The organism is Pseudarthrobacter sp. SSS035 (assembly GCF_023273875.1).
GTDB lineage: Bacteria > Actinomycetota > Actinomycetes > Actinomycetales > Micrococcaceae > Arthrobacter.
Genome location: NZ_CP096882.1, coordinates 2,565,329 through 2,577,752, shown reverse-complemented (window position 1 = coordinate 2,577,752; position 12,424 = coordinate 2,565,329). Strand labels below are relative to the sequence as shown.

Below are 12,424 nucleotides of genomic sequence, written 5' to 3'. Positions count from 1 at the left end.
CCCGGGAGGGCTAAGGGATGATGATGGTTTTGCCGCGCCCGAGGTGGCCGCGGGCAAACGCTTCGATGGCGGCGGGTGCCTGGTCGAAGCCGTGGATGAGGTCGTTGGGAAGTGCGGCGAGGCCGTGGGTGGCCACTAGTTCGGCGGCCGTGTGGAGGTCCGCCGAGGTGTAGCAGAAGGTGCCGGTGAGCGTGAGTTCGCGCCGGACGAGCTCCGTCGCCGGAGGGAGCGTCCCGCCCTGGGCGAGCCCGGCGACGCAGATCGTCGAGCCCGGTTCCATCAGGTCCATGACCGCGCTGATGGTGGCACCGTTGCCCACGGTGTCGATGGCGATGGTCCACCGCTGTTCGGGCACGTCCCCGGGGGCAATCGCGCTCACGCCGTGCTCTTGGATGGTTGCGCGGCGGAGGGCGTCAGGCTCGACGACGGTGATGCTTCCGGCGCCGAGGCTGCGGGCCTGCAGGGCGCAGGCCATGCCGATGGCGCCGCCGCCGATGATGCCGAGCCGGGCACCGGCGGTGACTCCGGCCCGTGTACAGGCGTGGACGCCGACGGCGAGCGGTTCGATCAGGGCAAGAGCCCGCGGGTCCGGTGTCCCGGGAATGGGGATGGTCTGGGCAACATCAACGGCAAGGAAGCTTTGCAGGCCGCCGTCGAGGTCCCGGCCCATGAGCCGGCGCTCGCTGCACAGGCCGCGGGAACCGGTAGCGCATGCCGGGCAATTTCCGCAGACCAGGTTCGGATCGACAGCCACCAACTGGCCGGTGACCAGGTCTGTGACGTTCGCCCCGACCTCCACCACTGTGCCCCCGAATTCGTGGCCGAGGACGGTACCGGCGGCGACGCCGTCGTGGTTTCCGCGCCAGATGCCCACGTCCGTGCCGCAGACGCCGACGCTCTCAATCCGGATCACCACTTCGTCCGGCGCCGGCGACGGCCACGGACGGTCCTCGACAGTGAGCTGTTTGGGTCTGCCCCAAGCCACCGCACGGCCAAGCGTCACGATACTCACGGGACTGAAACCAGTTCGTTTCCAGCCAGCGATTCGGCGCCCCGCAAGGCTGCGTCTGCCGCACGTCGGCCGAATACGAAGCCAAAGACGATGCCGCCGACGTAGCGGAGGTCCTGGGCGCCGCCCGCGTCGGCTCCCGCGGCAAACAGTCCGGCCACTTGACGGTTGTCCCTGTCCAGGACCTGGCAATCGCCGTTGACCCGCAGCCCGCCGAAAGGGATGGTGATGCACGGTTGGAACTCAACGGCACGGAACGGGCCCTTCTTGAGCGGGCTGGGACGCTCCGGCAGCGGCGCGTCGAGGCTGACGGATTCGCCGTTGGACGCACGCTGGTAGTTCTCCAGCGTCGCTGCGAGCCCCGCACGGTCCACGCCCCAGCCGGCCACTACTTCGAGCAGTTCTTCCAGGGTCTCGGTTTCCGCGGTACGCGCGCCGAGTTTGGTTGCTTCGGCGTGCCGGTCAAGGGCCATGCCGCTCGGATATGGCACGGCCAGCGCACGCTTCTGCTGGACTTCGTCATCCCAGATCAGGACACCCCGCCGGCCCGGTTCACGGACAACGGCCTGGTTGGAAACCTCGTCGCCCAGCGACTCGTCCGTGAATCGCCTGCCGAGCCGGTTGACCATGATCCCGTAGGCGGAGAAGTAGAGGGTGAGCCGGAGGAACACCTCGGGCGAAACAGGCAGCGGGCTGGGAAGAGTGTGGCCGTAGAAGCCTGAAAGATGCCGGCTGGTGGCCCCTCCTGCGGCGGCACCCAGGCGGAAACCGTCACCGACCGATTGCGGGTTGCTGCGGACAGCAATGTCATCGGCGCCGTTGCCAATGAACTTCTGCTTCAGCTCCGGATCGCCCTGGAATCCGCCGGTGGCCAGGACGGTCGCCTGGCCGAACGCCGTCTTCCGTTCGCCGTTGTGCACAAAGGTCGCTCCGGCCACGCGGCCGTCTTTGAGGATGAGTTCAATGTCGGTGACGCTGGTGAGAAGGGCGCCGCCGGTGGCATCAACCTTCGCCGACCACTTCGCGATCAGGTCGAGAATGTCCACCTTGCACGCGCGCCCCCACTCCAGGTGGTCGAGCCATTCGTCGCTGACTTTGACGCCGGCGTCGCGCACGTCCTGGACGGCCTGCTCATAGCCTTCGACGACGAGCGGCCCAAGTACAGGATCGCCGTCGGGCTGGATCCGGCGAAGAACCTCAAGGTTCGGTGCCGTCCAGAGAATGCCCGCCGAAAGGGCAGCGGAACCGCCCGCAGCCTGGCCCTTCTCGAGCACCAGAACGCGTCCGCCGAGATCCGCCGCACGGTTCGCGGCGGCAAGTCCGGCCGCGCCGGCTCCGACCACAATCACGTCGAAGGGTTTTGTAAGGTCAGTCATTGCATCTCTCCTTTGAGTCTGAACGGATAACGTTTGCCACTATATCCAAATGAGTGCATCTGGCAATGGCAAAGGTTTACCATTACGCTAATGGGACGTGGGCCACACTGTCAAGAAGTTATTTTGCGGCGGCCCGAAGCAGTGCGTGGTGCCAGCTAGGCTGGAACGACGCATCCACCGAAGGAGTCTGGACTATGGCCACATTGCGCGAAGTAGCCGAGCTGGCGGCCGTCTCAGTGGCCACGGCTTCGCGTGTGCTCAACGGTTCGGATCATCCGGTATCGCGCGACGTTCGGGAGAGTGTGCGGACGGCGGCCGAAACTTTGGGCTACACGCCGAGCGCCGCCGCCCAGGCGTTGAAGCAGCAGCGCAGCAAGATCATCGGGGTCATTGCCAGCGACATCCTCGACCCCTACTTCGCCGAACTGACCCGGGGCATAGAGATCGAAGCGGCCAAGTACGGGTTCGTGACAATTCTGGCCAACGCCAACAGGGACCCCGAGCAGGAACGGATGAAATTCCGGGTACTTCGGGAACACCAGGCGTCCGGGATCGTCTTTTGCGGCAGTGACATCGAAGGCGCACCCGGCACTGCCCAGCTGGCGCGGGAGGTCAACCTCGCGGTGAGGTCCGGCACCAAGGTGGTGGCGCTGGCACCGCGGGGGTTCGATTCGACGAAGATCATCATCGACAACGACGCCGCGTCCTACGAACTGACGCGGTACATGCTGTCGCTTGGCCACCGAAGCATCGCGTTCATCGGCGGCATGCCCGGACTGACCGCGGTGGAACAGCGGACGGTCGGCTATCGCCGCGCGATGTACGAGGCACACGCACTCCCCCACGTCGTCGGCGGGACGGGAATGCGGCAGGAATCGGGGCGGGATGCGATGGCGCGGCTGGTTGCAGCGGGGCAGCTGCCGAAGGCGATCGTGTGCGCCAACGACGAAATCGCGGTGGGCGTCCTCGCCTACCTCTGGACCAACGGCTACAAGACTCCCAACGACGTCTCTGTCGCCGGCATCGGTGGCACCCGCGGCGGCGCCGTGTTCGGACTGACAACCATGACCCTGCCGCTGGTGGAGCTCGGGGGCCTGGCCGCCGGGTACATCGCCAACGCCAGCGATTCGCCTCCCGTTCCGGACCCTCCGCGTTTTGAGCTGAGCCCCGGCGTCACCACAGCCAAGGCCACGTCGCTGACCGCTGCGCCCGGCGGCTGAGCGCCGTCCCGGTGGGCGCGGACGGTATCGACTGACGGTCTAGCACCCTCCGAGGCGCCTCTTCATGACGATTCGTGGCCAGCATCCAAACCATGAGCACGTTCTGATTGCACGATCCGACGTAGACCGCCCGACCACTCGTGTTCGGGCGCCGCAGTCGCGGATCACCCTTAAAACTCAATCCCTCCCAGGCACGTTAAACCCCAAACGGCTACCGGCCGGACCGTGCCCGGCCAGTAGCCTTGAACACAGACGAACCCAATACGGAAGGAGGAACACCATGAGCGCAGCATCCCGCGGGCCCGTCACGGCGTTCCTCCTCCGCGCCGGCATCGTGGCGGGGATCCTGGCCATCATCGCGGGGATCTTCGGCATGCACGTCATGACCGGCAACCACATCATGCACTCCCCCGCCGCAGCGCAGACACCAGCCGCAGCCGTGAGCGTCGGTGACAGCCACGCCAGCCACCAGAGCACACCCCACCAGGGGCTCCCTGACACGTCGACAGCCGGAGCCACCGGGCACCGGGTTGCCGGCGGTGTGGGTGCAGGGCAGGCGGCGTCGTGTCCGTGTTCTGCCCAATGCACCAGCGTCCAGGCGATGAGCGCGGCATGCATCCCCTCAACCAACGCAGGGGCCCTGACCGCGCCTGAGCCGGGTCAGGGAACTCTGGGTTCCGACAGCCGGGGCGGGCTTCGGGTCCGGGCCGGTGCTTCCAATGCCTATGTCCCCGGCAGTCCTTCACCGGGTGAGCTGTCCATCAGCCGGACGTAAAACAGGGCACACCGCCGCCCACGCGGCGCAACCCCGTTTTGAAGCGCGACTACCGTGCTTCCCGGCATCCCCCGGAATGCTCCCCCGTTCACCGGCCCGGCGCGGCCGAAACTTTGAAGGACCGATTTCCCATGAATAAGAAACTGTTGACCCTTTCGACAACCGCCATCGCAGCAGCCATTGCCCTGGCCGGGTGCGCGTCCGGTTCCGGCTCCGAGAGCATGCCCGGGATGACCCACGGCAGTTCCAGCAGCGCACCGGCTGCCTCGACGGAGTACAACTCCGCCGACGTGACGTTCGCGCAGATGATGATCCCCCACCACGCCCAGGCCGTGGAGATGTCCGACATGATCCTCGCCAAACAGGGCATTCCGGCCCCCGTCACCGCACTGGCCACCAAAATCAAGGAAGCCCAGGGCCCGGAGATCCAGACCATGACTAGCTGGCTTGAGGGCTGGAACGAACCGACCGAAATGGCCTCCGGCCACGACGGTCATTCCATGACCGGCATGCTGGATGAGACCGCGCTGAAGGAACTTGAGGCCGCGCACGGCACCGAAGCCGCCAAGCTGTTTTTGAAGCAAATGATCGCCCATCACGAGGGTGCCATCATGATGGCCAACGCGGAAAATACCGACGGCAAGGATCCCAAGGCCCTAGATCTGAGCAAGGAAATAGTGTCCGCGCAGGATGCGGAGGTCAAGGAAATGCAGGACCTCCTGGCCACCCTGTGAAACTAGCCGGGCCAGGAGTGGATCGGGTGTAACGTCACTGCATATAGCCCTTCCGACTCACGGAGAAAACCGATGACGGACACTAACGAGTCGTTTCCCCTGCTTGGTGCCGTTCGTGCGGGACAGGCATCGCTGGGCAGCAAAGCGGCGGCGCTCCATGAGCTCTCGAAGGTCGGATTCCGTGTTCCGCCAGGGTTCGTCGTCACGGCAGAGGCCTGTGACCGGCCCGGCCGGATCCTCGCCGATGCCTTGCACGAAGCCGCCGACAGGATCGGCCCGGGCCCCTTTGCCGTCAGGTCCTCCGCAGCCGCCGAGGACCTGCCCGGCGCCTCGTATGCAGGCCTCTACGAGACCTTCCTCAACGTTCCACGCGATGACCTTGAGGATGCAATCAGGCGCTGTCTGGCGTCCGCTGCCCACGAGAGGGTGGCGGCGTATGAGTCAGCGCGCGGAGCTTCGGGTCAGGCACAACCGGCCGCGTCTGCCATGGCGGTACTCGTGCAGCAGATGGTCCAGCCCCTTGCCGCCGGCGTCGCTTTCACCGCTAATCCTCTTACCGGGGACCGTGACGAAACCAGCGTCACCGCCGTCCAAGGACTCGGCGAATCCCTTGTGGCCGGTGAGGCCATCGGGGAACAATGGACCGTCCGGGATCAGGACGCAGTCTGCATCCGGAGCGCCGGCACCCTCACTCCAGCCCAGGCGCTGGAAGTCGCGGAGCTGGCCCGCCGTGTCGCGGCCCATGCCGGGGTCCCTCAGGACATTGAGTGGGCCATCGACACAGATGGTGTCCTGTTCCTTCTGCAGGCGCGGCCCATGACAGCCCTGCCGGAGGCTGTTGATTGGGTGGCGCCCGGCAAGGGACTGTGGTCCCGGAACTTCCGTCTCGGTGAATGGCTGCCGGACCCAATGACCCCGCTGTTCGAGGAATGGCTCCTGCCCCGGATCGAAATCGGATTCCTCGACGGTATGCAGGCCGACGCCCGCGTGCGGGTGCCCTTCCGCTATGCCTCCGTCAACGGTTGGTACTACAACGCCCCGCCGGTGCCCTCCCCGAGGTTACTCGCGCGCGTAATTCTAGACAGCCGCGGCCGGGCACCCTGGTTCCTGTTCAACGCACTCATCCGCGTCTCCACCAATCCTGCCGCGGCACACCGGGCAGTTCTCAGCGGTCTGGAACTACGATGGCGCAACTACCTGCTGCCCGATTACCGCCAGCTCGTCCGGAAGGCGGAACAGGAGGTTGATTCAGCATCCCCGGGCAGGCTTGTCGAGCTCGTGGATGCTGTGTGCAACCAGGCAGGAATCTATCTTTGGTCCCTGTCCATCGTTGGCGGATCTGCCTGGAAAATGGAATCCGCGCTGGCCCGGTTCTGGCACAAGCATCTGGCAGGCCCCCTGAGCGGGACGGCGGCAGGAGAAACCGGCCACCAGGTCCTTCTTCGCGGCCTGCCCGGAACCACACCGGCACAGGCTCCCCACGCTGTCTACTCCCTGGACTGGTATCACCCGACTGCCGGCGAATCGTGGCCTGGGCACACGAGAGCCGGACAACTGCCGACAACTGGGAAGGCCGAGGCTCTTAGCGCCCAGCGAGCGGCCGCCGAAGCGGCCGCACGCACGACGCTCAAGGATCAGCCACGGCTGCTCACACACTTCAACGCCCTTCTTGAGGTCGCCCAGCACTACGCGGCCCTGCGGGAAGAACAGTCCCGCGACCTAAGCCTGGGATGGCCGCTCCTGCGCCGCTGCGCCCGCCACCTCGGCGAACAGCTGGCCGCCACCGGTCTCGTCGAAGATCCAGCGGACCTGCACTTCCTGAAACTGAATGAGGTCACCGGCCCATCAACGGGTACGCGGCCACCTGTGACCAGCCGGCGCGACGCTTGGCAGCAGCAGCGCAACGTAGCCGCACCGCTGACACTCGGCAAGCCCGCCAGGTTCATCGGCGATCCGATCGCCCGAGCGGTGAAAGCGGCAAGAAGTTCACATGACCTGCCGGAAGGCGCAATCGTAGGACATCCCGCCAGCACCGGACGGGTCACAGGGATCGTCCGCGTCATGCATGGACCGGAAGACTTCGACTCCTTCCTCGCAGGCGAAGTCCTGGTTGCCAAGTCAACAGCGCCGGCATGGACACCTCTCTTCGCACGCGCCGCAGCTGTCGTCACAGACGGTGGCACCCTGGCAGCTCACGCTTCCCTGGTTGCCAGGGAATTCGGACTCCCAGCCGTCGTAGGAACGGGAGACTCAACCCTCCGGCTCCGCACAGGACAACGCGTCACTGTCGACGGCAGTGCAGGCATCGTCGTGCCGATTCAGGCGGACCTCTGAATCGCCGTGACACCCAAGGACCTACGTCTCGTCCGAAACAGTGCCTGGACATCAACGCGATGACGCGGACTCGCCGACCGCCCCTGGATTAGTCCAGAGACAGTTGATCCCGCTGCATCCGTCACTGACCATCCAAACGATGCCAGTGGGCAGATAACCAGGCACGGCACGTGGAAGTATTCAGGTATGACAATCGATAATGATGCTGCCAACACTCCGGCGCCAATGGACCCACCCGGCCCAGACGCCTCAACTGAAGTCAGCCGTGGCTGGGACCACATCGGGGCCATCATTGTGGATGCCACGCTCCAGCGCCGCCAGAACTACAACGAAACCGTCAAGCCGCGCGTCGAAGCCCTCGTCGCGGAATGGCCGGATGCCGCCACAACCAGTGGATTCCGCCAGCACCTCGATAAGGGGAAGCTCTCGGAAGTCATCGACTGGCCATCGCCTGGCCGCCTGGCCCAGATAGAGGACATCACGCAAGTATTCGAGCGTGAGGGCATCGAAACGGTAGCGGAGCTCCGAGGCACGCTCGAGGACCACACCCAGGGTGCCGATCTTCGGGCAGCCCTTGCGCTCGTGCGGCACGTCAGTCCCAAAACGCTGGATTACATTGGCACATTGAGCGGGATCTCAAATAGCTGCTGCCGCCGACGGGGCTGCCGGCGTGGAGGACCTGACCTAACCGCACATCGCTCGTAATCTGCAGGTCAGACAGTGTGTTCAGGGCTGTCTGGCCGACGTCTGAGGGCAACCCATAAACCGCAGCGCCGGCAAATGTAGGCGGGTTCGGTTCCGAGTGCATGAAGCTTCTTGCGACTCATCACCCTGCCGCAGCAGGAGCATCTGCAGGTCCCTTCAGAGTCCATTGTTTTTGAGCGCTTCGGTTATTTGGCTGATCGTCGGAAGGCCCGCCAGCCCGCTTGGAGTCGCGTATATCCGGCAGGCCAGGTCGTCTGCAGTGGCACCGGTCGGAAAAATGTCGGACCCATTGAGGGTGATCGTGGGGGAACCCGCGAATCCCGTGCCCGCTGTATCCGGCGCGGACTCCAGGAGTCGTATGGTCACTGGAATATCGCGGTGTCCCAAGGCGGTCAGGGCTGATTCCAGTCGCTCCTGCGCCTTAGCAAGGTTGGGGCACTCGTCGATGTGGAGCAGTTCGATCCTCATAGAATCATTCTCCACCCCCCAGCATCAGCCCCCGGGACGCGCCGGCCGCGACTCTTGCCAACCCTACGTGAGCGAATTTACGACAACCTCAAATACATTTTGTTGTTTCATCAACTTCGCTCGTCGCTGCGCTACGGTAAGCATCACCATCAATTTTTCAAGGGGGAAAAATGGAGTTTGCAGAAAAGCTCTCGGCTTTGGCAGCAAAGGTGCGCCAGCAGCGAGAGGTAATCCAGACCGAAGAGGCAACAAAGAATGCGTTTGTGATGCCCTTCATTTCAACAATCCTTGGCTACGACGTCTTTAATCCAATGGAGGTCGTGCCGGAATTCATCGCGGATGTCGGCCTGAAAAAGGGCGAGAAGATCGACTACGCGATCGTCAAGGACGGCGAAGTCCAGATCCTCATCGAGTGCAAGAAGTCCACGGAGCCGGTGAAAATCGAGCACGCGTCGCAGCTTTTCCGCTATTTCGCCGTGACGAACGCGCGCATAGCGATCCTCACCAATGGCGAGGTGTACCAGTTCTTCACGGACCTCGATGCTCCGAACCGGATGGACGCGAAGCCGTTCCTGGTCCTGGACCTCACGGACATCGATGAGTCCTTGATCCCCGAGCTGCAGAAGCTGTCCAAGGACGTCTTTGACCTCGATTCGATCATCAACGCCGCCGGTGAACTGAAGTACATCGGCGAGTTGAAGCGGACCCTGGCAGCGCAATTCAAGGAACCGGAGGATGAATGGATCAAGTTCCTCACTGGCCGCGTCTATCCCGGCGCGTATACACAGAAAGTGCGTGAGCAGTTCACGGCGCTGGTGACCAAAGCGTCCAAGCAGTTCCTTAACGACCAGGTCAACGAGCGTCTGAAGAAAGCCCTCGGCGCCCCTGGCTTCCCACAGACTGAGGTCGCGGCCGCAAGTGTCACCAGCGCGCCGGTGGCCGAAGCCGACCTGGCCGACGCCGAAGCCCTCGAGACCACCCTTGAGGAGATCGAGGGCTACCAGATTGTCCGCGCCATCGTCTGCAGCGAGGTCAAGCCGGCCCGCGTAGTCCAGCGCGATGCCAAGTCCTACTTCGCGGTGCTGCTGGACGACAACAACCGCAAACCGATCGCGCGCCTGCACTTCAACCGGACGCAGAAGTACATCGGGATCTTCGACGACAACAGGGAAGAAACCCGCGTCCCGATTTCCTCCCTCGAAGAGATCTACGAGCACACCGAGGCCCTGCGCGCCAGCGTCAAGAGCTACCTGAGCGCGTCACCCTCAAGCAACTAAGGGGCACGGCGAAGCTTCGTTAAACAGCAGAAGCGGACGACGGCGGGACCTCCCGCCGTCGTCCGCCCGGTGGTTGAGCCTGGCGAAACCTGCCGCTCGCCTACGCCCCGGCGGAGGCGGGAACCTTCAATGGCTCCACCTTGCCCAGGACGAACAGGTAGTTCGCCGCACCGGCCAGCGAAACCAATCCGATGACCGCGAGCGGCGCCACGTAGGATCCCGTCTGGTCCACCAGGACACCGATCAGGACCGGGGTGAAGATGCCTGCCAGGTTGGAGGCGAAGTTCTGGAGCCCGCCAATGGATCCAACGTGGCGGGAGCTCGGGGCAACGTCCGCGGGGAGCGACCAGATGCCGGTAGCAGCAACCGTGAGACTGGAGTACGCCACCGACAGGAGGGCAAGTGCCATCCATGCCTCCGGGACAACGGCGGCGAACATGATGACCGAGCCGCCGATCAGACCGCCGGCTATGGCGGTCTTGCGGACACGTGTTACCGAGACGCCGCGCTGGACGGCCCGGTCTGCAACATAGCCGGCCAGCCAGCCGAAAGCCACCGCGCAGATGCCCGGGATGGCGCCGAAGAGGCCGAGCTTGAGCAGGTCGAAGCCGCGTTCCTTCACGAGGTAGCTCGGGAAGAAGGTGATGAAGAAATAGATGGCGCTGTTCAGGCAGAAGAAGCCGAACATCATGCTGAGGATGGTGCGGTACTTGAAGAGTGAGCGCCAGGGAAGCTTCGCTGCGTCGGCGTCGTCATTTGCCTCGCTCCGGGCACCGCCTTCCCGGATGTAGGCCCGCTCCTCGTCATTGGCCGTCGGGTGATCCTCGGGGCTCCGGTACATCTTCCACCACACGACGGCCCAGATCAGGCCGGCCACACCAATGATGATGAAGACCGCGTGCCAGGACGTGAAGGCGACGATCAACGTGACGATCGGCAGCGCGATGACCGCGCCCACACGGGAGCCTGAATCCCAGATGCTGGTGGCAAAGGCCCGTTCGCGGACCGGGAACCAGGTGGCCACCACCTTGGCGGCGGTGCTGGGGGCCGGACTTTCACCGACGCCGAGCAGGAACCGCGCGGCGAACAGCGACCAGAAATTCTGCGCGAAGGCGGTGACCATGGTGAAGACGGACCACCAAACCGCTGCCAGGGTGAAGGACTTCCGCGGCCCAACCTTGTCGACGTACCACCCGGCGGCCAGCTGGCAGAAGTCATACGCCCAGAAGAAGGCGGCGAAAATGAGGCCCTGCTGGGTTGCCGAGAGCTCAAAATCCTTACCCATAAACGGCAGGGCCACACTGAGGCTGGAACGGTCAAGGTAGTTAATGCTGAGCCCGACGAAAGCGAGCCAGATGATCACCCAGCGCTTGCGGGTCATGGTGCGGGGAGCCTTGGAGGAAGAATCGGGCGAAGAATTGGGGGCGAGCCTGCTGCCTAGGACAGTCATACCGTCTCCTTTGACGTAAACGTGGCTTCGGGTGCCTGGACACCGGGGAAGACGCCGAGGATTCCGGCGCAATATCATGTAGGAATCGGAGTAATCATATAGTTAATGTGATCCAGAGCAACTTCTGGACGAAAACGCCCCACCCCGGCCGCCCCCACCCGTGGAATATGATTCCCACAGCGACTCCACCAACCAGCACAAAGAGGTAACCGCGTGCCCACACGTCAATCGTCCGATGCAACCAAAGGCAAGGCAGCCGTCAGTGACGTCTACGCCGCCATGCGGGCCTCCATCCTCAAGGGCGAAATTGCACCCGGCGCACGGATCAATATTGATGCGGTCTCCCGCAGCCTAGGCGTCTCACAGACCCCGGTCCGCGAAGTTCTGCAACGGCTGGAGGGTGACAACCTGGTGGTCTACAGCCCCGGCCGAGGATACAGCACCACACCCCTGCTGGACCTGCCCGCGCTGCGATCGCTCTTTGAGTTCCGGCTGCTGGTGGAACCGTGGGCCGCGCGGTCCGCGGCCGTGGACCGCCTCGCCAACCCAGCCGCGGCCCTGGAGAAGGAACTGTCTACTATCCGCAACTCCATGAAGACCACCAGCGGCGACGCCCGTCAGGACCTCGTGGCCCATGACACCCGCTTCCATGACACCATCCTGCTGGCAGCGGGGAACCCGGTAGTCCAGCATGCCTTCGCCCAGACCCACTGCCACCTGCACACCTTCCGCCTCTACCCGGCAGACATCGACGGCGCCATCACCATCGCCGAGCACGCCACCGTACGGGAGGCCATCGCATCCTGCCTGCCCGACCGCGCCGAGGAGGCCATGGCCGAGCACATCAGGAATTCCTTCGCCCGGTTCGCCAAGGCCTTCGAAGGCAAGGCGGACCTCTCACCACTGGAGAGCGACGGGCCGCCAAGAAGGCATATCGTCACCTGAAATCGAAGCTCCGGCCTGCTGGCCGGGGCTTCTTTTTTCTCCGGCACTTGATCTGAATCACTGTTCCTATATGATTATGAGAATTCATATAGGAATCGTGTCCAACGAAGTGAATTGACCAGAGAGAGAAG

Annotated in this window: 11 protein-coding genes; 6 read left to right on the top strand and 5 right to left on the bottom strand. The window is 64.1% G+C overall.

Annotated features, from left to right (window positions below; genetic code table 11):
- Positions 1–10: 10 nt before the first annotated feature.
- Positions 11–1,012 (bottom strand): zinc-binding dehydrogenase, encoded by a 1,002-nt coding sequence (locus tag MUN23_RS11855; RefSeq protein ID WP_248758394.1) that lies wholly within the window; start codon positions 1,010–1,012, stop codon positions 11–13.
- Complete coding sequence (locus tag MUN23_RS11850) at positions 1,009–2,385, bottom strand: FAD-dependent oxidoreductase (RefSeq protein ID WP_248758390.1); 1,377 nt, start codon at positions 2,383–2,385, stop codon at positions 1,009–1,011. The genes MUN23_RS11855 and MUN23_RS11850 overlap by 4 nt, the downstream gene beginning before the upstream one ends.
- A 194-nt stretch (positions 2,386–2,579) precedes the next feature.
- Between MUN23_RS11850 and MUN23_RS11845 the strand changes: the two genes are divergently transcribed.
- The 4 genes from MUN23_RS11845 to MUN23_RS11830 all read left to right on the top strand — a co-directional run bounded on the left by MUN23_RS11845 (position 2,580) and on the right by MUN23_RS11830 (position 7,448).
- Positions 2,580–3,605, top strand: a complete 1,026-nt coding sequence (locus MUN23_RS11845) for a LacI family DNA-binding transcriptional regulator (protein ID WP_248758389.1) — start codon at positions 2,580–2,582, stop codon at positions 3,603–3,605.
- A 280-nt stretch (positions 3,606–3,885) separates the two neighbouring features.
- A complete protein-coding gene (locus tag MUN23_RS11840) occupies positions 3,886–4,380 on the top strand; it encodes a hypothetical protein (protein ID WP_248758387.1) in 495 nt (164 codons plus the stop codon).
- A 131-nt stretch (positions 4,381–4,511) separates the two neighbouring features.
- Complete coding sequence (locus tag MUN23_RS11835; protein WP_248758386.1) at positions 4,512–5,114, top strand: DUF305 domain-containing protein; 603 nt, start codon at positions 4,512–4,514, stop codon at positions 5,112–5,114.
- Positions 5,115–5,186: 72 nt separating this feature from the next.
- A complete protein-coding gene (locus MUN23_RS11830) occupies positions 5,187–7,448 on the top strand; it encodes a PEP/pyruvate-binding domain-containing protein (RefSeq protein ID WP_248758385.1) in 2,262 nt (753 codons plus the stop codon).
- A gap of 249 nt (positions 7,449–7,697) precedes the next feature.
- Here the strand turns inward: MUN23_RS11830 and MUN23_RS11825 are convergent, their stop codons facing one another.
- Both MUN23_RS11825 and MUN23_RS11820 read right to left on the bottom strand, forming a co-directional pair.
- The gene (locus tag MUN23_RS11825) at positions 7,698–8,039 is read right to left on the bottom strand and encodes a hypothetical protein (protein WP_248758384.1); all 342 of its coding nucleotides are present in this window, start codon (positions 8,037–8,039) and stop codon (positions 7,698–7,700) included.
- A 270-nt stretch (positions 8,040–8,309) separates the two neighbouring features.
- The gene (locus MUN23_RS11820) at positions 8,310–8,621 is read right to left on the bottom strand and encodes a thioredoxin family protein (protein ID WP_248758383.1); all 312 of its coding nucleotides are present in this window, start codon (positions 8,619–8,621) and stop codon (positions 8,310–8,312) included.
- Between the two features lie 170 nt (positions 8,622–8,791).
- Here MUN23_RS11820 and MUN23_RS11815 point away from each other — a divergent pair, with 170 nt between their 5' ends.
- Positions 8,792–9,898: a type I restriction endonuclease gene (locus tag MUN23_RS11815; protein WP_058931162.1), complete on the top strand. Its 1,107-nt coding sequence runs from the start codon at positions 8,792–8,794 to the stop codon at positions 9,896–9,898.
- Between the two features lie 100 nt (positions 9,899–9,998).
- On the opposite strand, the gene MUN23_RS11810 is transcribed toward MUN23_RS11815, so the two are convergent.
- Complete coding sequence (locus MUN23_RS11810; RefSeq protein ID WP_248758382.1) at positions 9,999–11,348, bottom strand: MFS transporter; 1,350 nt, start codon at positions 11,346–11,348, stop codon at positions 9,999–10,001.
- A gap of 213 nt (positions 11,349–11,561) precedes the next feature.
- On the opposite strand from MUN23_RS11810, the gene MUN23_RS11805 reads away from it, so the two are divergent.
- Entirely contained in the window at positions 11,562–12,293 is a 732-nt protein-coding gene (locus MUN23_RS11805) for a GntR family transcriptional regulator (RefSeq protein WP_248758381.1), read from the top strand.
- Positions 12,294–12,424: the final 131 nt, after the last annotated feature.